This window comes from Spelaeicoccus albus, from assembly GCF_013409065.1.
Lineage (GTDB): Bacteria > Actinomycetota > Actinomycetes > Actinomycetales > Brevibacteriaceae > Spelaeicoccus > Spelaeicoccus albus.
Window position 1 is genome coordinate 1730828 of the sequence record NZ_JACBZP010000001.1, and the last position, 21726, is coordinate 1752553.

General features: G+C 64.4%; 17 protein-coding genes. 9 read left to right on the plus strand and 8 right to left on the minus strand.

The features are described from left to right. Positions 1–13: 13 nt before the first annotated feature. Genes BJY26_RS07980 through BJY26_RS07990 form a run of 3 tightly spaced genes read right to left on the minus strand, consistent with a single transcriptional unit; the run spans position 14 to position 2963 of the window. Positions 14–1339, minus strand: coding sequence for an alanine racemase (locus BJY26_RS07980; protein ID WP_179427177.1), 1326 nt, complete (start codon positions 1337–1339; stop codon positions 14–16). A 53-nt stretch (positions 1340–1392) separates the two neighbouring features. Beyond that, complete coding sequence (locus BJY26_RS07985) at positions 1393–2004, minus strand: bifunctional 4-hydroxy-2-oxoglutarate aldolase/2-dehydro-3-deoxy-phosphogluconate aldolase (protein WP_179427179.1); 612 nt, start codon at positions 2002–2004, stop codon at positions 1393–1395. A gap of 11 nt (positions 2005–2015) precedes the next feature. Next, entirely contained in the window at positions 2016–2963 is a 948-nt protein-coding gene (locus BJY26_RS07990) for a sugar kinase (RefSeq protein WP_237249047.1), read from the minus strand. 90 nt (positions 2964–3053) lie between these two features. Between BJY26_RS07990 and BJY26_RS07995 the strand changes: the two genes are divergently transcribed. The 3 genes from BJY26_RS07995 to BJY26_RS08005 all read left to right on the plus strand — a co-directional run bounded on the left by BJY26_RS07995 (position 3054) and on the right by BJY26_RS08005 (position 5838). Then, complete coding sequence (locus BJY26_RS07995) at positions 3054–4655, plus strand: N-acyl-D-amino-acid deacylase family protein (RefSeq protein WP_179427181.1); 1602 nt, start codon at positions 3054–3056, stop codon at positions 4653–4655. Next, positions 4655–5386, plus strand: a complete 732-nt coding sequence (locus BJY26_RS08000; protein WP_179427183.1) for an IclR family transcriptional regulator — start codon at positions 4655–4657, stop codon at positions 5384–5386. Before BJY26_RS07995 ends, BJY26_RS08000 begins: the two co-directional genes overlap by 1 nt. A gap of 68 nt (positions 5387–5454) precedes the next feature. Then, positions 5455–5838, plus strand: coding sequence for a RidA family protein (locus BJY26_RS08005; protein WP_179427185.1), 384 nt, complete (start codon positions 5455–5457; stop codon positions 5836–5838). A gap of 93 nt (positions 5839–5931) precedes the next feature. Here the strand turns inward: BJY26_RS08005 and BJY26_RS08010 are convergent, their stop codons facing one another. Next, on the minus strand, positions 5932–7266 hold the full coding sequence (locus tag BJY26_RS08010; RefSeq protein WP_179427187.1) for an MFS transporter: 1335 nt from the start codon (positions 7264–7266) through the stop codon (positions 5932–5934). Positions 7267–7436: 170 nt separating this feature from the next. Here BJY26_RS08010 and BJY26_RS08015 point away from each other — a divergent pair, with 170 nt between their 5' ends. Continuing rightward, complete coding sequence (locus tag BJY26_RS08015) at positions 7437–8168, plus strand: helix-turn-helix transcriptional regulator (RefSeq protein WP_179427189.1); 732 nt, start codon at positions 7437–7439, stop codon at positions 8166–8168. A 31-nt stretch (positions 8169–8199) separates the two neighbouring features. Here the strand turns inward: BJY26_RS08015 and BJY26_RS08020 are convergent, their stop codons facing one another. Next, positions 8200–9636, minus strand: a complete 1437-nt coding sequence (locus tag BJY26_RS08020; RefSeq protein ID WP_308191263.1) for a GntT/GntP/DsdX family permease — start codon at positions 9634–9636, stop codon at positions 8200–8202. A 338-nt stretch (positions 9637–9974) separates the two neighbouring features. Here BJY26_RS08020 and BJY26_RS08025 point away from each other — a divergent pair, with 338 nt between their 5' ends. Genes BJY26_RS08025 through BJY26_RS08035 form a run of 3 tightly spaced genes read left to right on the plus strand, consistent with a single transcriptional unit; the run spans position 9975 to position 13683 of the window. Then, on the plus strand, positions 9975–11669 hold the full coding sequence (locus BJY26_RS08025; RefSeq protein ID WP_179427191.1) for an HNH endonuclease signature motif containing protein: 1695 nt from the start codon (positions 9975–9977) through the stop codon (positions 11667–11669). Next, on the plus strand, positions 11666–12658 hold the full coding sequence (locus BJY26_RS08030; protein WP_179427193.1) for a Gfo/Idh/MocA family protein: 993 nt from the start codon (positions 11666–11668) through the stop codon (positions 12656–12658). Before BJY26_RS08025 ends, BJY26_RS08030 begins: the two co-directional genes overlap by 4 nt. Continuing rightward, positions 12655–13683, plus strand: a complete 1029-nt coding sequence (locus BJY26_RS08035; RefSeq protein ID WP_179427195.1) for a Gfo/Idh/MocA family protein — start codon at positions 12655–12657, stop codon at positions 13681–13683. Before BJY26_RS08030 ends, BJY26_RS08035 begins: the two co-directional genes overlap by 4 nt. Here BJY26_RS08035 and BJY26_RS08040 read toward each other — a convergent pair. Beyond that, positions 13680–14909, minus strand: a complete 1230-nt coding sequence (locus BJY26_RS08040; protein WP_237249120.1) for an FAD-binding protein — start codon at positions 14907–14909, stop codon at positions 13680–13682. The genes BJY26_RS08035 and BJY26_RS08040 overlap by 4 nt on opposite strands. Positions 14910–14966: 57 nt before the next feature. On the opposite strand from BJY26_RS08040, the gene BJY26_RS08045 reads away from it, so the two are divergent. Beyond that, the gene (locus BJY26_RS08045; RefSeq protein ID WP_179427199.1) at positions 14967–15614 is read left to right on the plus strand and encodes a nucleoside/nucleotide kinase family protein; all 648 of its coding nucleotides are present in this window, start codon (positions 14967–14969) and stop codon (positions 15612–15614) included. Between the two features lie 63 nt (positions 15615–15677). Here BJY26_RS08045 and BJY26_RS08050 read toward each other — a convergent pair whose 3' ends face one another. Both BJY26_RS08050 and BJY26_RS08055 read right to left on the minus strand, forming a co-directional pair. After that, on the minus strand, positions 15678–17672 hold the full coding sequence (locus BJY26_RS08050; RefSeq protein ID WP_179427201.1) for a S53 family peptidase: 1995 nt from the start codon (positions 17670–17672) through the stop codon (positions 15678–15680). 93 nt (positions 17673–17765) lie between these two features. Continuing rightward, positions 17766–18215 (minus strand): Hsp20/alpha crystallin family protein, encoded by a 450-nt coding sequence (locus BJY26_RS08055; protein WP_179427203.1) that lies wholly within the window; start codon positions 18213–18215, stop codon positions 17766–17768. A 178-nt stretch (positions 18216–18393) separates the two neighbouring features. Here BJY26_RS08055 and BJY26_RS08060 point away from each other — a divergent pair, with 178 nt between their 5' ends. Continuing rightward, the gene (locus tag BJY26_RS08060; protein ID WP_179427205.1) at positions 18394–21705 is read left to right on the plus strand and encodes a DEAD/DEAH box helicase; all 3312 of its coding nucleotides are present in this window, start codon (positions 18394–18396) and stop codon (positions 21703–21705) included. Positions 21706–21726 lie beyond the last annotated feature (21 nt).

The following is a 21726-nucleotide window of genomic DNA, read 5'->3' on the forward strand; positions in this document are numbered from 1 at the left end:
CTACTTGATAGTCCTAGAAGAACGTGCGGACCAGGTCCGTCACGCGCGGATCGTCCCCGCTGCCGTCGAGTACCGGAATGTACCGCCACGTCTGCATGGCCGTGCACGGATGAGACAGGCCGAGCTTCACGACGTCGCCGACGCGCACGTTCGTCGTGGCCGGATCGAACCGGAAGAACGCGTGCTGGTCGTTGACCGCCGAAATGCTCGTATCGTGCAAAGCGGTGGCCGGACGGCCCAAACCGGACGCGATGGCGTGCGGCTCCGGCAGTCCTTCGTCGTAGGGCACGTCGCGTTTGCCGGCGTCGAGCAGAGCAAGTCCTTCTTCCGGCTGCGACACGACACGCACCCATGCGTGCATGGCCGACCGGAACGGATTGTCAACGCCGCGCGAGAACGGCGAGATACCGCGGTAGAAACCGTCGTCGTGCACGATGTACGCTCCCGAACGCAGGACGACGGCGGTGCCGGGATCGCTGCCGGTCGCCGGTTTGATGCACGGGCCCAACTCGGCCACCACCAGGTCGAAGAAGGCGCTGCCGCCGGCAGTGAGGATCCGCTCCGCGCCCTCGGCATAGAGATCTTCCGACTCGATCTGCTCGTGTACGCCGCGCATGACGCGGAGATAGTCGGTGACGGCCGAGAGCCCGGCATCGTCGGCGTGATGCGCCAACGCGCCTTCGTATCCGCCGATTCCGACAAGTCGCAGGCTCGGGGCGGCACGCACGGCACGGGCCACGGCAAGTGCTTCGTCCGGCGTGCGGGCACCCGATCGTCCGCCGGTCCTGCCGAAGTCGATGATGAGATCGATCGTCTGATCGGTGTCGAGGCGGTCGAGGGCGGCCTGTAACAGGTTCACGCCTTGATCGGAGTCAACCCAGCAGGCGAACTCGAATTCCGGGTCGACTGTTCGCGCCGCGACCACCCATTCGATGGCATGCGGATCGGTCAGTTCGTTGGCCAGCTGGAGCCGCCGGAACCCGAATTCGCGGCCGACCCGCAGCTGCGGGAAGTTGGCGAGCGTGATGCCGCGTGCCCCGGCGTCCGCTTGTTCGGCCCACAGTGCCGGTGCCATTGTCGTCTTGCCGTGCGGTTCGAGTTCGACGCCGGCCGCTGCGCACCAACGGGCCAAATGCTCGGTGTTGTCGGTGAGTGTTTGCCTGTCGAGTGTCAGCAGCGGAGTCGAGAAGTCCGACAGATGCGGGCCGGAGGCCAGGAAATCGCGCACGCTCACCCCGTCCGCCGCCACCGGGATCGACTTCTCGTCCGCGGCGAGGACTTCATCGCCCAAGGCCGCGATCCGGCCGGCGTCATAGGAATTTTCTTGCTGTGCGCTCACGGTTGACTCCTCGTGGGTTGGTGGTTGTCGTTTCGGCCCGGCGTAGGCCACGTTCACGCTTTCCTTTCCAACAAGGCGGCGAGTTTGGGCAGCTGCGTCTCGTCCTCGAGCGCCGATCCGACTGCGACGACCGCTACGCCGGCGTCGAGAAATTCGCCGGCATTTGCCGCATTCATGCCGCCGGTCGCCACGAACGTGGCAGTCGGGAACGGTCCGTGCATTGCGCCGAACCAGGAGCGGCCCAACAGGGACGCCGGGAACGCCTTGAGCCACGTGAGACCTTCGCGCATGGCCAGCTGCACTTCCGAGGCGGTGGCGACGCCGGGCATCGGCGGCAACCCGGCGTCCGCCGAGGCCCGGACAACGTCCAAATCGAGGCCCGGGCTCACCGTGAACGTCGCACCGGCTTCGGCGGCCTGCTCCACATGGTCGGTGGTGACGACGGTGCCGGCACCGACGTGTTTGCCGCGGCTGCGCCCTTCGGTGGCAACGATGCGCAGCGCCTCGATATCTTCGGGCGACTGGATCGGCAGTTCGACGACATCGATGCCGAGATCCCATGCGGATGTTGCGAGGGCAAGGCTGCGATCCGCTCCCATGCCGCGCATGATTGCCATCAGCGGTACCGCGCCGAAGATCGTTTCAAATGCAGAGTTGTCGACCATGGACGGCCCTTTCACGGTGTTGGTTCGGAGACTGGTTCGCTTGGTTCGGCGATCGGCGCCGGCGGTTCGACAATGAAGTCGCTGGTGGACGTCAAGACCTGTCGAGCTCGTTCGTGGCCGGCCTGAAGCCTTTCCGCCGGCGGCAGTCCTTCGAGCGCGGCGGCCAGATATCCGGCGGCAAATGCGTCACCGGCGCCCACCGCTTCGACAACGCGAGTCGGAATGGCCGGGACGAAAATGGAATTTCCCCCGGTCCGGCGGAACTCGGTGGCACCAACGTCGCCGTCCTTCACGATCAAGTGCCCGGGCTCGGGTAGCAGGGCGTGGACGTCGTCCGGAGTGACGCACTCCCACAGGGCGGCCGCCTCATCGAGCCCGACGAAGACGATATCGGCGCGGCGGGCGAATTCGAGCAGCGTGGTACCTGCGTCGCCGTTCTTCCACAAGGCGGGACGATGGTTGATGTCGAAGCTGAGCGTAGTACCGGCTGCCGCAGCGCGTTCGAACACCGAATCGGTGAGTGCGCGGCACGACGCGGACAGCGCCGGCGTGATGCCGGAAATGTACACGACGTCGGCATCCTCGAGCCGAATGTCGGCGATGCCGGCCGGGCTCATCTTCGAGGCTGCGGAGCCGCGGCGGTAATAAAGGACGCCGTGACCGGGGTCTTTGAAATACACGCCGGTTGGGGCGTCGGGGTCGATCGCGACCCAGCGGACGTCCACGCCCCGGCGTTCGAGCGTCGAGCGGATGCGCTGCCCGAGCGCGTCATCGCCGAGCGCGCTCACCCAAGCCGACGGCACTCCGAGCTGCGCGGCGTGAGCGGCGACATTGGATTCGGCACCTCCCGCATCGAGGTGGAAATCGACGGCGGCGGCCAGCGGCATCGTGGTCGCCGGCGTGACGAGCGCCATCGTCTCACCGATGGAGATCAGCCGGGGCATGCGTGCGGGCGTCATGAGTCAACTATGTCGAATCTGTGCCGTTCGTGCAACAATGTGTGCATATAATGCATAGAAGGAGCGCTCCCCGCACGGAAAGGACGCCGCATGCGAATCGTGTTGCAGGGCGGAACCGTCGTCGACGGCGACGCCGCGCGCTACGCGAACGTCGTGGTGGATGACGGGATCATTGCGGAAATCGTCGCGGACTCGGAGAGCGACCGGGGCGTCGTCAACGAGGCCGATGCGATCATCGACTGCCGCGGCCGGATGGTGTTGCCCGGCTTCATCGATGTCCATTCGCATGCCGACGGACTGCTGCGCGACGGTGGCGTTCAACGCGCTTTGCTCACACAGGGAGTCACCAGTGTGATCGCCGGGCAGGACGGCGTGTCCTACGCCCCGGGTGACGGACAATACGCCGGCGAATACTTTGCCGCCATCAACGGCCCGCATCGGACCTATTCCGGCGGCGGCGTGGCCGGCTATCTCGCCGCGGCGGACCGTGAGTCGCGGCTCAATGTCGCCTATCTCGTGCCGGCCGGCACCGTGCGGTGGGAAGTGTGCGGCCGCTCCACCGCGCCGGCAGACGGCTCCCAAGTCGAGGCGATGGCCGCACTTGTCGACGCCGGCATGCAAGACGGCGCTGTCGGCTTGTCGACGGGACTCGACTACGTTCCCGGCATCTTTGCCCCGTCGTCCGAGATCGCCGCATTGTGCGCCCCGGTCGCCGCAGCCGGCGGCGTATACGTCTCCCATATGCGCGGCGGATACGAAGCCAACTCGGACTCCGGCATCGACGAGATCAGGTCCATTGCGCAGGCCGCCGGCGTCCGCGCCCACGTCTCGCACTTCCATGCCGATCCGGACGTCGTCCTGGCCGGGATGAGCACGCTCGACCGGGCCGGCGTCGACGCGACGTTCGATGCCTATCCCTATATGCGCGGGTGCACGCTCCTCGGCATGCCGCTCCTGCCGCCGGGGCTGTCCGCACAGCCGGTCGACACGGTCGTTGACACGCTCAGCGATCCGATCGAACGGGCAACGCTGCGACGCGATTGGTTCCCGGCCGTCGAACGCAATGCCAGCCTCGGGCCGGAATGGCCCGCCATGGTCACGCTCTCCCATATCGCGGCCGTCGAGTTCACCTGGGCTTGCGGCCTGAGCGTCGAGCAAGCTGCGGACCGGGCCGGGCTCGATGCGATCGACTTCGTCCTCGACGTGCTGGCCGCGTCCCGGCTGGAGGTCAACGCCGTCATGGCCGTTCGGCACGACCGATCGGCCGACGACTTGGCGCGCATTTTCGCCCACCCCGGCCATATGGGCGGATCCGACGGCATCTTCATCGGCGATCATCCACACCCGCGTGCTCGCGGCACTTTTGCCCGCTACTTGCGCGAATTCGTGCGCGAGCGATCGACGTGGACCTGGGGACAAGCCGCCGCGCACTTGGCGACGGCGCCGGCCGAACGGTTCGGACTCGGACGACGCGGCAAAGTTCGGCAAGGGTGGGTCGCCGACTTGATAGTCGTCGATCCGGCATCCGTCGCCGATACCGCCACGTACGACGCTCCGCTCGGCGAAGCGGTCGGAATCGACGACGTGCTCGTCGCCGGCCGCCCCGTGCTGCGCTCCGGTGTGATGACCGACTGCACGCCGGGAGCCGGGCTGAGGCGGGACGACGCCCGGGCGCCGGGAAAGGGCCGCTGATGTCCCAAAGCGTGCGGCGAGCGGCCCGAATCGTCGATTCAATCGCGGCCGAGCCGAAAACGGTCGTGCAACTCGCCACTGAATTCGACCTGCACCGGTCGACGATGTTCCGTGAACTGCAGTCGCTCGAAGAGGTCGGCTACGTTCGACGCCGCCACGACGGCACGTACAGCCTCGGCCTGCACCTTGCCGCCCTGGCGCAGGCCTCCCTCGACAGCATCGATCTGCGCGAGGCCGGTACGGAACACGCGCGTCGACTGCAACAGGCCGTCGGCAACACAGTGCATATTGCCGCGCTGATGGAGAGCGCCATCATTTACGCCGTCAAGATCGAGGACGCCGGCGGCACCCGCATGTATTCGAGCGTGGGCGCCCGGGTCCACCCGAATTGCAGCGGCGCCGGCAAGGCCATCTTGGCCGGCCTCGACGACCGGCAGCGCGACGCCGTCCTGCAAACGGCGACATGGACGAAATACACGGACTCGACGATCACGACGCGTGCGGAACTGGACGCCGCGCTCGTCGACGTGGCGCGTCAAGGGTGGGCGGCCGACGACGGCGAGTTCGAAGACTTCGTCAATTGCGTCGCCGTCCCGATTCACAGCTCGGTCGGCGTCGTCGGCGCGCTGTCGTTGACCGCGATCCGGATGCGCGAAGACCTCGACCAACTCAAAACCCGCATCCCGCTGATGCAACAAACCGCCGCGCGCATCTCGCGTGAGTTGGGATAAACTCGCTCGCCGCCCCCAGCGGCATCGAGACCCGGAGAAAATGACAAGCCACCAGGAAAGGAAAACCCATGGCTAAATCAGCAACGCACACAGCAAACGCCCCGCAGCCGGCCGGCCCGTACAGCCAGGGCATCGAGGCGAACGGATTCTTCTATACTGCCGGATTCGGGCCCCAGGTGCCGAGCACCGGTGAGGTCGCCGATTCGGTCGGCGACCAGACGCGGCAGGTATTGAACAACGTGAAAGCAGTCCTGGTCGAGCGCGGACTCAGCCTGGACGACTGCGTCAAAATGACGGTGCACTTGTCGGACCTGGCGAACTTCGCGGAGTTCAACGAAGCGTACAAGGAGTTCTTTTCCGAGCCGTATCCGGTTCGCACGACCGTGGGGTCGCAATTGGCGAACATCCTCGTGGAAATCGACGCGGTTGCCGCAATCCCCGACGGACGGTAATTACCCGACGTCGAGACTTCCGTTCATCATGGTGCCCCGGCTTCCGTCGGCTTCTTAAGAGGCTGACGGAAGCCGGAGCACTCGCCCGGTGAGTCAGGCGACCTCGTGCAACCGAGCCGCGCCGGCGATGTCCGGTCGGAACGAGGCATAAGCTGTGGCAACCACGCCGATGAGGGCGATCACCGCCACGTAGACCACTACCGGCCAGATGCTGCCTGCCGCGGTGGCCAGCGCAACGCAGATCAGCGGAGCGAAGCCGCCGCCAAGCGTATTGGAGATCTGGTAGCCGATGTTGACGCCGGTGGTGCGGGCTTCGACGTCGAACATCTCGCTGAGCATCGTTTGCAGCGTTCCTTGCATGCAGACGCCCGGGATGACGAAACCGATGACCATGCCGAGCCAGATGAGTACAGCGACTTCCGTGCTGTAGAGCGCAAGCACCGGATATATCAAGAGCGCGAATGTCGCACAGGCGCCGATGTAGAGCTTTCGTCGCCCGATCTTGTCGGACAGGCTGCCCCAGAGCGGCGCCGCGAAGATTTGCAAGACGCCGACAATCATCGTGCCGATGAATCCGACTTGCGCCTCGGTGCCCTTGGAGACCATGTATGCCAGCCCGAACGTCAGAACGACGTAGCCGGCGATGCTTTGCGGCAGGCCGATCAGAATGCCGAGGATCGTGTTCTTCGGGTGCCGGAATACTTCCCGCAACGGGAACTTGCGGCGTGTCTGCTTGGTTTTGCTCTTGGCCGAGAACTCCTTGAACTCGTCGGATTCTTCCAGCTTCGATCGCAGGATAACGGCGATCACGGCAAGCACCAGCGCAAAGACAAACGGTATGCGCCATCCCCAGGTCATGAAGAAGGAGTGTGAGCCTGTGCCGAGCGCGGCCATGAATCCGGCGGATGCGACGTTGGCGATGCCGGCGCCGCTGATCAGCAGTGCGCCGAACAGGCCGCGCCGTCCGACGGGTGCGTGTTCGACGACGAGAGCCGCCGCGCTGCCCATCTCACCGCCCACGAACAATCCCTGCAGCATTCGGAACGTTAAAAGAAGTATCGGCGCGGCAATCCCGATGGACGACGCGGACGGAATCAACCCGATGGCTGCCGTCGACAATCCCATGCCGATGACGGTGATCATCAGAGAGGCCTTACGTCCCAGCCGGTCGCCGATATCGCCGAAGACGAGGCCGCCGATTGGTCGTAGTAGAAAGCCGAAGGCAAAACTGGCGAATGATTCAAGAGTTCCGGTCACGGCGCTCTCGCTCGGGAAAAACACGGCGGGGAATACTGTGGCCGAGGCGAGCCCGTAGAGGTAATAGTCGTAGTACTCCATCAGTGTGCCGATCGCGCCGCCGACAACCGCGCGGCGCCGTCGTGGCGGTATTGCCGACCTCAATGAAGCCGATTTTTCTACCTGGCCCATCAGAGCCTCCTTACTCTTGGTGCGTATCTGCGGAATGCTGCAGTGCATTCGCTGGACGGCGTCGGCGGCCCAGGATGTTCGGGGTGGAGCACTGTTAGACTAGACGTTCTATAGACATAATGTCTATGTCTAATACAAAAAGTTCGAGTCGTGCGTTAAAGGAAGGTTGCATGTCCACCGGATCCGAAGTGACGCCGTCCGCTCATTCGCCGTATGCCCGCACCTACGAGTCCACGGACGAGGTGATCGAGGTGTTCCGTCCGGTTATGCGCGCCATCGCGGCGGCCGGCGGGCCGTCTTGCGAGGTCGTGTTGCATGATTTGTCAGGTGCAGATGTCGACCTGGGGCATACGATCATCGCGATCGAGAACGGGCAGGTCACCGGTCGTGACGTGGGCGGGCCCTCCACAAACCTCGGCGTAGGAGTACTTCACGATCAATCGGCCGATCACGACGCTTTCGGTTACCGTGGAGTTGCCCGGGACGGGCGGGAGCTGCGCTGTTCGTCGATCTACTTCCGCAACACGTCGGGCGCCGTCATTGCGGCGCTGTGCATCAATGTCGATCTCAGCCCGATACAACAGGCGAAGGCGCTGCTCGACGGCCTGGCCCCGTCGGATCCGCCCGGTGCGGGTGACCGGCCGCATGAGTTCATCGAGAGCGATTTGGTATCCGTCATGGACGCCATGATCGCCGAGGCGATCCGTCTCGTCGGCAAGCCCGTCGAGCAGATGAACCGGGACGACCGCATGAACGTGCTGATGCGACTCGATAAGCAAGGCGCGCTGCAGATGAAGAAATCGGTTGAGCGCATCGGCGCCCGGCTTGGAATCTCACGCGTTACCGCGTACGCGTACCTCGACGAGGCACGGAATCGAACTAGTGCGGTGTCCGGGGACTGAGGGACTACTGTCCTGTCTGCTGACGGTCCCGCTACAAGAAGAGCGCGATCAGCGAGACGAGCCCGAGCCCGACCACCGAGATCAGCGTTTCCATGACCGACCAGGTCTTGATGGTCTGGCCGACAGTCATGCCGAAGTACTCCTTCACCAGCCAGAAGCCCGCGTCGTTCACGTGCGAGAAGAACAGCGATCCGGCGCCGACCGCGAGGACGACGAGAGCCAAGTGCGTGGGCGGCAGCGTCGAGGCGAGCGGGGCAACGATTCCGGATGCCGTGACGGTTGCCACGGTGGCCGAACCGGTCGCCAAGCGGATCATGACGGCAACCAGCCAGCCCAACAGGATTACCGAAAGGCTCGCGGCGATGGCGATCTTGCCGATGGCCACGCCGGTGCCGCCGTCCACCAGCACCTGTTTGAAGCCGCCGCCGGCGCCGACGATGAATGTGGCCGACACGATCGGCATCAGGCTTTTGCTCATCCTGTCGGCAATCGACGATCCACTGAAGCCGACCGACGTGCCGAACGTGATCATGGCAAGGAGGACGGCGATGAGAAGCGCAACGACCGGCTCGCCGACGAACTCGATCAGCGGATAGATCCATGCCTTGTCGCTCATCCAGACTTCAGCGGCCGCACGCACGAGCATCAAGAAGACGGGGGAGAGGATAGTGATCAGCGTCCACGTGAACGTGGGGCTGCGCTTGGCCTCCGGGTCGCGGCTGCCGCGGGTGGATTGAACTTCTGTGGTGTCGGTATCGTCGCGTTGGCTGCCGGTTCCGCCGCCGTTGCCGGCTGTCGCGCCGACCAGGGCTCCGCCGGCTCCCGCGGCGCCGATGGGCACCCATTTCGCTGCCACGAGTGAAAACAGCGGTCCCGCGATGATGACGGTGGGAACTGCGATGGCCAGTCCGATGGCAAGGGTGATGCCGAGATCCGCGTGCAAATTGGCGATCGCGGCGAGGGGCCCCGGGTGTGGCGGGATGAACCCGTGCAGCACGGATAGGCCGGCCAGCGCCGGAATGGCCAGCAGCATGGCCGGGCGCTTGGCACGCTTGACGGCCAGCATGATGACGGGAATCAGCAGAACCAAGCCGATCTCGAAGAACATGGGAATGCCGATGATGAACGCGACAAGCGCCATCTTCCACGGTAGGGATCTCCCGCCGCCCTTGAGCAGCGTGTCGACTATCTCGTCGGCGCCGCCGGAATCGGCAAGGAGCTTGCCGAGAATTGCTCCCAGCACGATCAGGACGCCAACATTGCCGAGTACCGCCCCGACTCCCGTTTCATAGGAGGTTGCGACGTCCGTCAATCCGATGCCAGACCCGATGCCGACGAACAGCGAGCCGATAGTCAGCGCCAAGAATGCGTGCATCTTCAGCCACACGATCAGCAAGACGACGATGGCGATGCCAAGGGCTGCGATGATCAGGACTTGGGTGTCGTGCGAAGCCCAAGGCTGGTGCAGTTGCTTGACTGTGTTGTCGTCGGCGGCCAGGTAGGACGCCGCCGCGTTGACGCGGCCGAGAGTACCCAAAAGGTTCTCCTTCTATGGATGCGTGCGGGCTTTGGGCTGGTATGAGTTTTTTGCCGTCGAGCAGCCGTGCTGTCGATCATGACGTGCAGTTGGGATTCGGGGATTCCGGATCCCATCCTGCCACGCCCGGCTCGGTCGTGGGGATATATCCGATATTTTTCCGCGGTTTTTCCGAAAATTGGAACCGTTATTGTTTTGTGATGTTGGGTTGGGTAAATCGGCTGTTTTCGTCGGGGTGACTGTCAGTGCGGGCCCGTATCGTGTGCAGTATGAAGAAGGCAGGCGGTGTTCCCGGCCCCGAGCACTCGGCCGATATGCCCGATGCGAGCATGTTCGCCGGGGTTGCGGATGTCAACGTTGCAACCCTGGATGCCGGGGAGTGCCTGGAATATGCGGGTCGGTGTGCACAGTTGGCGGCGTTCGTCCAGGCGCGGCAGACGGAGTTTCTTGCCGCGTTCGGCTCGTATCGTACGGATCCGGATAAGGCGTTTGACGCGGACGGGGCGTTCACTGAGGCGTCGGGCGTCCCAGGCACGGACGATGACAAACCCGCTGCGAGCAGTCCCGAAACGACGAACGCCGGCGCGGCAGACGCCGACACTTCCAGGGCCCGTGCGGCGAACGCCGGCGTGGCGAATGCCGGCGTGGCTGATCCGATCGCTGCGGCGAACGCTGTCGGCCCGGCCGACTGTGCGGGAATCACTGCTCGTGACATTTTTGCCGAGAGTCTGGTCCGGTGGGCTGGGGACGAGGTCGGGTGTGAGCTCGATATTGCCGGGCGGACCGGAGCGTCTCGGCTCATCGAGTCGGAATTGGCCGTGATGTGTCTGCCGCGCACGCTGGCAGCGTTCAAGGCCGGGCGGATCTCGGCGCGCCGGTACCGGAAGATCCTCGACCAGGCCGGGCACCTTCCCGCGGCCTTGGCCCGGCAGCTGGACGACACGGTCGACGGGTGGGATGACGGAATTAGTTTCGACGCGTTTTCTCGGCGGCTCAAACGGTGGATCATGGCCCACCAGCCCGACCGGACTGAAGAGGATCACGCGCGCGTAATCACCGACCGGCGCGTGGAGTTCATGCCCGACGCTGCCGGCGCGGCCTGGTTGATGGCGTACGGGCCGGCCGACCGTCTCGCCCTGCTCTACCGGCGCCTCGACAAGGCCGCGCACGCCACCGACGGCGCCGACACGCGCACGAGCCCGCAAAAACGCTTCGACCTCCTCGCCGGCACCCGCCCCAGCGCCGACGAGGATACCGGCGCCGACGAGAGTACGAGCGACGATAACTCGGTCGCGGACGGGTCGCGGTGGCGGATCGGCGTGACCATCCCGGTCACCACGCTCCTCGGCGGCACGCTACCCGGGCACATGAACGGGTACGGGCCGATCCCCGCGGCCATGGCCCGCCGCCTGGCCGCCGGAGCCGGATGGATCGAACGCATCCTCACCGACCCGATCACCAGCAGGCCCATCGACGCCGAACGCGGCCACTACCGACTCACGACCGGCGCGCAACAATACATCCGCGCCCGCAACACCACCTGCACCCTCCCGGCCTGCAGCAAACCCGCCGAACAATGCGAACTCGACCATCTGAAACCCTGGCCCGAAGGCGACTCGGACCCGGACAACCTTCAACCGGTCTGCAAATCACATCACCAAGCCAAAACAACACGCCGATTCCACTCGATACCCCTCCCGCCGGACACCCCCGGCGGACCACGAATCATCCGCTGGACCCTGCCCACCGGACACCAATACGACACCTACGAAGACACCGACCCCGACGCCACCGCCGAAGAACTCGCCTACCTCGACTTCGTCGCAACCCAAGCCGACAAAACCATCGCCAAACAAGACCACGCCCGCCGCCACCACGCCAAACGCCGCAATGAACTACGTCGCCGCAACAAACTACGAGCCAAAAGTCGAGGCGCCGGCTACCTGAGAGAAGAAAGCACATGAAGATTGGCCTGATTGGTGCCGGCGGAATCGCGACTGCCCACCTGCCCGCGTGGGTGGAGCAAGGGCACGACGTGCGGGTCTACACGGCGGATGGTAAAGCCGCCGACCTCGTCGGGCGTTTTGGCGGAACCGTCGCAGACTCGTTCGATGACGTGCTGGCGTGGTGCGACGCCGCCGATGTCTGCACGCCGACGCCCACCCATCGCGCGATAGTCGAACAAGCGGCGGCGGCCGGCGTACACGTCATGTGTGAAAAGCCGCTGGCTCGGACGTCGGCGGATGCCCGGGCCGCGGTAGCAGCGTGTGCCGAGGCCGGCGTCCTGCTATTCCCCGCCCACGTCGTCCGGTTCTTTCCCGCTTACCGCGCAGCGAACGAGGCAGTTCAGCGCGGCGATATCGGTGCTCCGGGAGTTCTACGTTTCAGCCGCATTGCGGAGTTTCCGGGCCGCTCGGGCTGGTACGCCGACGAGGCACAGTCCGGAGGCATCCTCATGGACCTGATGATCCACGACCTTGATCAGGCGCGCCGTCTTGCGGGGCCCGCCGCCTCGATCTATGCCGTTCGCCGTCAGCGCGGGGCCGGCGATCGGATAGTCGGCGCCGCGCATGCCGTTGTCACTCACGCCTCCGGTGCCATCAGTCATTGTGCAAGCGTGTGGTCGCCGCCGGGCACGACGTTCAGGACGACGTTCGACCTCGCGGGCTCGGACGGGATTCTGTCGTACGATTCGACGGCCCATCCCGGACTGGAGTTCGACGGCGCGCGATCCTCCGAGCGGCCGGAGACGGCATATCTGCCGCCGATGACGAGTGCCGAGACTCCGTACGCGGCCGAGATCAGGGAATTCGCTACGGCGATCACGACGGGGGCGGCGGTGTCGGTCACTGCCGCCGATGGAATCGCGGCCGTCGATTTGGCTCTCGCCGGAATGAAGTCGCTGGAAACCGGGCAACGCATCGAGCTCGCAGAGCAGGAGGTAGCGACATGACCGGCATTCCCAACACCAAGATCGGCATCATGTCGTTCGCCCATCACCATGCGGCCGGGTACGCGGCGGTGCTGCGCGAGATGACCGGCGTCGAAGTGCGTGCGGCGGACCCGTCCACTGACGAAGCCGACGCGGCCGGGGGCGAGAAGCGCGGCCGCGAACTCGCAGCCGACCTGGGCATCGACTACGCGGAGACGTACGGCGAGCTGCTGGCATGGAAGCCGGACGGCGTCATCATCGCAACCGAAAACTCCAGGCACCTCGACGCGATCCGCTTGGCGGCCGGAGCGGGCGCTCAGATCTTGTGCGAAAAACCACTTGCCACGACGGTGCATGATGCGAGAGCCGCCCGGGAAATCTGCAACGGGGCAGGCGTCAACCTGATGGTCGCGTTTCCGGTGCGTTTCAATCCGGACTTCAGCGACCTGCGCTCTGCTGTCGACGCCGGCCGGTTGGGGGACATTGTTGCCGTGTCGGGCACCAACAACGGCCGGATCCCCATCGACACGCGGCGTTGGTTCATCGACAAAGAACTCGCCGGCGGGGGAGCGATCATCGACCACACCGTGCATATCGCCGATCTGGTCGATGCGCTGTTCGGACTGGCCCCGGTACGCGTGCACGCTGTTGCCAATCACCTGTTCGGCGAGCACGAAGTCGAGACCGGCGGTGTGGTCACTATTGACTACGAGGACGGGCTGATCGCCACCATCGATTGCAGCTGGTCGCGGCCCCGCCACTACCCAACGTGGGGCGGCTTGACCATGCACGTCACGGGAACCGGCGGTCTCGCCGCACTTGACGCGTTCGCCGCGCGCGTCGAAGGATTCACCGAATCCGGACGCCGGCCGGTCTGGCTTCCGTTCGGCACCGACGTCAATTCTTTGATGCTCGCCGAATTCGTGAGTGCCGTCCGAGAAGGCCGTGTCGCCGAACCGGGCTTCGGGTCCGGCATTCGTACGACTCAAATCGTTGAGGCCGCCTATCTCTCCGTGCAATCCGGCCAGCCGGTCGCCGTGGCTTAGCCGAACAGCGCCCGCGCGAACTGGTTGTCGAACTTGCCCCTGGGGTCGAGCTGTTCTCGCAGTGCCAGGAAGTCCGCGAATCGGGGGTAGAGATCGGCGATTTGCCCTGGGCGGACGTGAAAGGCCTTGCCCAGGTGCGGCCGCGCACCGAATGGCCGAAGCACGTCGTCCAGCGCCGGAAGGACGGCGGCTACCGCGTCGGCGTCCGGTCTCCACGTGAAGTGAAATGCAGCGCTGTCGCGGCCATGCGCCGGGCTCATCCATTGCCGGTCGGCCGCTACCGTGCGCACCTCGCTGACGAAGAGCACGTTCGCCAGGCGAGGGCCGAGCCGTTCAAGTGCCGATATCGCGTCCGGCGCGTATCGCCGGGGCAGCAGGTATTCGGTCTGGATCTCCCGGCCACTGCTGGGAGTGAAGTCCGGCCGGAAATGCGGAAGTCGGTAATGCCACGCGCCGGGCACGCCGAGCTGTTCGGTACACCCTTCTGCGGGCGCACCGGCCACCGGATGCACCGGGATGGAGGCCGCGCGGGCACCGAACGATTCCACGGCGGTAGAACTCACTGATTTCACCCAGAGCCGGCTGAATGCGTCGCCGGACCAATCGGTCATGAGGCTCACGCTGTACCCCGATGCCATCACGCCGTCGAACGACTCGCAGGCAATTTTCCGGGGCAAATCCAGGAAAACATGCTGGCACACGTCGAACGCCGGCACGACGTCCAGCGTCAACCGTGTGACAACGCCGAGCAAGCCCAGATTCACCACCGCTCCAGCCAACTCCGGATCATCCGCGCCAATGCGCACCAGATCGCCGTCCGCCGTCACCAAGTCGATGCTGCGGACGGCGTCCGACAACGGTGGCTGCGTGCTCCCGGACCCGTGCGTGCCGGTTGCGCAGGCTCCCGCCACGGTGACGTGCGGCAGTGACGCCAAGTTGGCAAGCGCGAGTCCGCGCTCGTGCAGCGCTGCCGCCAGTTCGCCGTAGCGCACCCCGCCCGAGACGCTCACGGCCCGGCCGACCTCGTCGATCTCGATCTTGGTGCGCATCCGCTCCAACGAAATCTGCACTCCGGACGTGTCCGCGATTCCATTGAACGAATGCCGCGACCCCAGCGCCTTGACGTGTCGGGCGCCGCGCACCAGTTCACGCAGCGCATCGGGCGTTTCCGGATAGTCGCGCCGGGCGGCTGCGTACTTCACGGTGCCGCCCCAGTTGGTGTCCACAGATAGTCTCCTTGAAGGAAACTGTAGCGTCGAGCGCCGATCAGGAAGGCGGGCAGCATGGCCGAGCCCGAGCAATTGAACTACGACATCGACGAGCTCGTGCGGCGCGCAAAGGCCATGATCGTTCCGGGCGCCCGGAACATCCTGGGAATCACCGGGGCGCCGGGATCGGGCAAGTCGACACTTGCTGCCGACCTAGTGGGGCGACTTGGGCCGGACTCGGCCCGACTGGTGGCCATGGACGGATTTCACCTGGCCGACAGCCTGCTTGCCGAGTTCGGCCGGGCCGAGCGGAAAGGGGCACCCGACACGTTCGACGCGGCCGGATATGCAGTGATGCTCGGCCGCATTCGCCGCGGCGATCCGGTCGTCGTTCCGGAGTTTCGGCGCGACATCGATGAACCTCTCGCGGCCGCCCGCTACGTGCCCGCCGAAATCCCGCTCGTCGTCACGGAGGGAAATTACCTCTTGCTCGAGGGCGAGGGCGAGGGGGAGTGGCGGGCGGCCAGGTCCGCAATCGATACCGTCTGGCATTTGGAGCTGGACGGCGTGGAGCGGCGTCGCCGGCTCGAGGCACGTCACATCCGGTTCGGTAAATCTCCGGCGGCAGCTCGCGAATGGACAAATGGCAGCGACGAGGCAAATGCCGTGCTGATCGAGGCCGCTGCCCGTCGAGCGGATCTGATTGTGCACATGCCGCGCTGAAAACACGCGCAGGGGCCGGGTCCGCTGGAGCGGGCCCGGCCCCTGTCAATTGAAACCGGCGGTTCAGCTCATCAACTTGAAGAACTTCCTGCCGTGCGGAGCGCCGACCCCCGTCACGTTGTCGAAGCCGACAGTTGATTGCAGCGTTTGCAGTCCGCGGTCAAAGGCGATGTATGCGAGACTGCCATCGGCCGCGTGGCCCCATTCGGCGGCGTTGTACTGACGCGGATCGCTCAGAGCCTTCGTCTTGTACAGCTGGAACAGGCGCGGATTGGCCAGGCCCCAGTGCGAATGGTGCTTGACCTTTGCCAGGCCGACCATGGCGGCCAGCAACGGCGAGGCGAGGCTGGTGCCGCCCCAACTTTCGTATTTGCCGGTCTGCTTCTTGTAGTTCCCGGTTTGGTAGTCCAAGAAGCCCGTGTACGGATCGGCCAAGGCGGCGGCAGTCGGGATGGCGAGCTGCTTTACGTCGGTGACCATGTACTGGTAGCCCGGCGCCTTGTTCAGCGTCGACAAGCCGCCGCCGGCGCCGAAGACGAACGTTGCGTTCTTCTTCTTGCCGTTCGAGCTCTGATCGTCTTCCCAACCGGTCCGCACAACGGTCTTGCCGTGCTTGTTCAAGCCGACCGACGTACCGCCGACCGAGGTGACCCACGGGCTGTTTGCCGGGGCCGACGACGCCATCGGCTTGTAGCCCAATGCCGAGTAATCGCCGTCATCGCCGGAGGAGGCGAAAATGCTGACGCCGAGCACCGACGCGGTCTGACCGATCATGTTGAACGTGCGATTTTCGGCTTTGCTCTCGTTGGCTTCGATATCGCCGTAGGAATTGCTGACGGTCGTGACTTCGCCGGACACGATGGCCTGGTACAAGGCCGTGTCCAGATCGGCGTTGTATGCGGCAGGTGCGCCCCAGTAGTGAATCGTCGCGTTCGGTGCGACGGCGAACGACGACTGCACGTCAAGAATCTGCTCGCCGTACCAGCCACTGTTCGCCTTGACCTTGGCAGGCGTGTGATCGACGTACTGATCCCACTTCGGCGGTTTGAGACCCAGGCCCTTGAAGTACTTGCGCGTGTCCTTCATGGTCTGCTTCTTGTCGCCCTTTACGCCGTCCTTCGTCTGGGGAACGGTGTTGATGCCGTCATAGGCATCGACGATGCCCAGGGTTGGCGACTTCTTTTGCAGCTTCGTCGGAATGCCGTAGATCTTCTTGATGTCGGCCGGACGGTAGCCCGACAAGATCCGGCTCTGATGGTCGAATTTGGCCTTTTTGCCCTTCGGCTTGGCCTGCTTCCAATACTGCGTACCCTGCTTGGGGGGCTTGGCGGCCGACGGCTGCGACTTGCCGTTGCGGTCAACATGCTTCGAGACGCGCATGGTGTGCACCGGATTCTGAGTCAAGCCGGTGATGGTGGAGATCAACGGCGCAATCGACGACTTCACGCGTGCGTTCTTCGTGGCGGTCACGATCTTCTTGCCGTGGTTCGATACGCGCTTGATGGGTGTGCGGAACGCCTTGGCCACGCGCGTGCTCGGTGCCGTGACTTGGATAGCGGCGCGGTGCGGCAACACCGTGGCGTTCTTGAGCCCCTGTTTGGCCAGGTACTTCTCGACCTTGGCGACACTGGACTTTGTGGGGGCGAACTCCTTTTGGTACGTCGACAGCGACACTGAACGGCCGTATTGCGGACTGTCCGGATCGGCGAACGCTGAAGCGAGCTTCGCTAACTTTGCCCGGTGACGCTGCGGCAACCACACTTGAACACGCATTGTGGCTTTCGTCTGCTGGCCGGCGCGTAAATCACGCGGGGACACAGTGCCGTTTTGACTCGGTGCAGCCCACGATGGCGCGGTGCCGGCGAGCGGAACGTATCCGTCGTCAGATGCGGCAGCTGCCATCGTGGGCCCCATTGTCGAGACGACGAACGCGCCGACGACCGCGGCGGCGAGTTTAGCCTTCACTCCCATGATTGCCCTCAATTCATCGTTGATGCCGACAGAGCGATGCTGCCCGGCCGGTTCGGGTGACTGCTTGGGGTAGGCAGCCGTGTTCATTATTGACGGCTGAAAGCTATCTGTGAAGTGCGTAATAGGAAAAAAGCGGGAGGCCCGCCTGGTGGGCGGACCTCCCGCTGGAGGAATTGAACTTTACGCGTCGGCGTCGGCGTGCTCGACGCTCGCGACCGGCGTCTCGATGCCGCGTGCCGAACCCTCCGAGACGGCGATCTTGCGCGGCTTGGCCTTCTCGCTGACCGGGATGATGACGCCCAGCACACCGTTTTCATAGTGCGCGGTGATCTTCTCGGTGTCGACTCCCTGTCCGAGATTGAGCTGGCGCAGGAACGACCGGTTCTGGCGCTCGCGCACTATCCACTTGGCGCCTTCCGGATTGCCGACGGTTCGCTCGGCGCGGATGCTCAGCAACTGACCATCGACGTCGATGTCCACCGAACCCGGATCGATTCCGGGAAGTTCGGCGTTCAGGACGTAGTGGTCGCCGTCCCGGTAGAGGTCCATCGGCATTTGCCGTGGCCCGCTACGGGTATCCAGCACTGTGCCGGCCAAACGGTCCAGTTCGCGGAACGGATCAAAAGTCATGTCGTTCACTCCTTAGAGTTCGTACTGCTGAATAATCTTGAGTTTAACACACTCAAGTAATCTGATGCCAGTTGTAACCACGGGGCTGTCGGTGCTATTCCCGTGCACTGATTTCGGCGGCTGTCGGTCCGCGGCGATATCGTTGCCCGAGGAAACGGCGATCGTGGGTGGGGGTGCAATGGACTTCGGAATGATCGCTCGGCTGCTGGGCCGCGAGACGGCCGAGCGCGGTCTGCGGTATGCGGAACAAAATCGCGTGACCGAAGTGAAATGGGACGACGACCGTCTCGTGTTGCGCTCGCTGGTGAAGGGTACGGAGGCAAAGCCGTATCGGGCCATGGCCAAATTCAACGCTCGCGCCGGCGGCCCGCTCGAATACAACTTCGGTCATTGCAGCTGTCCCGTCACTATCAACTGCAAGCACGTGGCAGCCATGCTCTTCGACACGAGTGACTACTACGAAGCCGGGTACAACGGCATGCCTGCGGAGTTGCATGCGCAATCCTCGCCGGCCTCGGCCGACCCCGCCCCGTGGGAACGCCGTCCCGAAGCCGCCCGGCGCGAAGCAGCCCGACACGAAGCAGCCCAGCCCGAGTCGGCCCAGCCCGAAAAGGCAATCTCGTGGCGGCAGGCGCTCGACAGCCTGCTCGCCCCGAGCACGGCCACCACCGTGCCGTTGGCACTGCAGTTCGAGCTTGTCGAACGTCCGGGCAACCGGTGGCGGCGCAGCAGCGAACCGGTGCCGCGGTGGCGGCTCGGTGTGCGTCCGGCCCGGAAGGGCGACGCCGGCCGGTGGGTCGTCGGCGGAGTGTCGTGGCGCGAGCTGAACTATTACGGAGGCTCGGCGAATTACCGGCCGGACCACTTCCGCTGGTTCACCGAGTTCTACGCCTTGTTCAAATCGCAAGCCAGCGTCTACTACCCCAACGAACAACGCTTGTTCCTTGACGACTTCGCCAACCCCAAACTGTGGCAGATGCTCGCCGAAGCAGCCGAGATCGGCGTCGAACTCATCAGCACAAAGTCCAGGGGGTCCGTGACGGTCCACGAGCCCACCGCCCCGACCTTCGATATCAGACGCGGCGCCGAGCTGACGGTGTCGCCGACAGTCATGATGGCCGGTGCGCCGGTGGCGCCCGACCGGCTCGGATTCATCGGCGGTACGGCGCACGGAATCTATACGTGGCAGCCGGACAACGCCGCGCAAATCGAAGTTGCTCCGCTGAGCAATCCCATCTCGTCCGACGTCATGTCGCTCTTGCTCACCGGGGCAGCACTCCGCGTCCCGCCCGACGATGAGCCGGATTTCGCGACCCGTTATTACCCCGTCTTGTCGCAGCGGCTCGACGTCATCAGCAGCGACGATTCGTATCAGGCTCCGGACGTCGTCCTTCCGGTGCTCCTGCTTGAAGCGGCTTACGTCGACAGCCGGAAACTCGAGCTGAACTGGAGCTGGATCTACTCGGGCGACGTGAAGAAATCACTGCGGCCGAGGCCGGGCGAATTCCGGATGACCGACTTCGAACAATCCGTCCTCGGATCGCTGCCGATCCCGTCCGAGAAGCTCGTCCCCGAACAAACGCTCACCGGCACCCACGCCATCGACTTCACCCGCGACGTCCTGGACAAGCTCATCGACCTCGAGCACGTGCGCGTCGAGATCACCGGCGAGCGGCCCGACTACCACCCGGCCGAAAGTGCCCCGCTCGTGCACGTCGAGCAAAAGACCGAAGCGGAAGACGGAGACTGGCTCGATCTGACCGTCACGGTGTCCATTGACGGCGAGATCGTTGCCTTCGCCTCGCTCTTCGAAGCCCTGTCGGCCAGACGCCATAATTTCATCTTGCCCAGCGGTAAATACTTCCCGCTGAACGTCCCCGAACTTGCGCGGCTGCGCGAACTAATCGACGAAGCCGCCACGTTGGAAGACCAACCACCGGACGGCATGCGGATCAGCAAATTCCAGGCCGGGCTCTGGGAAGAATTTGAAAAACTGGGCATCATCGAACAGCAGACTTCCGTATGGCGTGATTCGCTGAAACAGCTGGCCGGCATGACGGACATGCCCGAGGCGGCGGTTCCGGACGGTCTGGACGCCACGCTGCGTCCCTATCAGCTCGAGGGATTCCGTTGGCTTGCCATGCTGTGGCGCTACCGGCTCGGAGGCGTGCTGGCCGATGATATGGGTCTCGGTAAAACGCTCCAAGCGCTCGCGCTTATCCAACATGCCAAATCCACGTCCGCCGAAGCCCGACCGTTCCTCGTGGCCGCACCCACTTCGGTGGTGTCCGGCTGGGCATCGGAAGCGGAGAAATTCACCCCCGGCCTTCGCGTCGTCGCAATCGGGGAGACGTCGACGAAGCGTGGCTCGTCTCTGGCGGACCTGATTCGCGGCGCCGATGTAGTCGTCACGTCGTACACGCTCTTTCGGCTCGACTTCGATGAATACCGTGCCGAAGACTGGGCGGGCCTCATCCTCGATGAAGCGCAAGCGGCCAAGAATCATCAAGCGCGTCTTTATCAATGCGCGCGCCGCCTCGATACCCGGTTCAAAATTGCGATCACCGGCACCCCCATGGAGAACAACTTGATGGAGTTGTGGTCGATCTTTTCCATCGTCGCCCCCGGCCTACTCCCGGGAAACAAGGACTTCGCCCACTACTACCGCAGGGCAATCGAGAAGAACGGCGACGCCGAGCGGCTGGCCCGGTTGCGCAGGCGGATCCGGCCGTTCATCATGCGCCGCCGGAAGCAGCAAGTCGTCACGGACCTTCCCGAAAAGCAAGAACAGGTCATTGAACTCGACCTCGACACGGCCCATCGGCGCCTTTATCAAACGCACCTGCAGCGCGAACGCAAAAAGGTGCTCGGCCTGATCGCCGATATGGACAAGAACCGGGTAGCCATCTTCCGGTCGCTGACGTTACTGCGGCAGCTGAGCCTGGCGCCCGTCCTGATCGACGACGACCACGCCGGGGTGCCGTCCGCCAAGATCGACGCCCTGCTCGAGCAATTGGGCGATCTCGCCGCCGAAGGGCATCGCGCCCTCGTGTTCAGCCAGTTCACCGGGTTTCTCGGGCTCATCAAGTCTCGTCTCGAAGCCGAAGGCATTGCGTACAGCTACCTGTCCGGCAGCACCCGGAACCGAAAGACCGTCATCGACGGGTTCAAGAACGGCGATAACCCCGTCTTCCTCATCAGCCTCAAGGCCGGCGGCGTCGGCCTCAACCTCACCGAAGCCGATTACTGCTTCATCATGGATCCCTGGTGGAATCCGGCCACCGAAGCGCAAGCCGTCGACCGCACGCACCGGATCGGCCAGACCAAGAACGTCATGGTCTACCGTCTCGTCGCCTCCGACACCATCGAAGACAAGGTGATGGAGCTCAAGGAACGCAAGGCCAAGCTGTTCGCCGGCGTGCTCGACGACGGCGAGTTCCTGTCGAACAAGCTAACTGCGGACGACGTGCGCGGGCTGTTCGAGGGCTGAATCGTCGCGGTACCCGGGCTC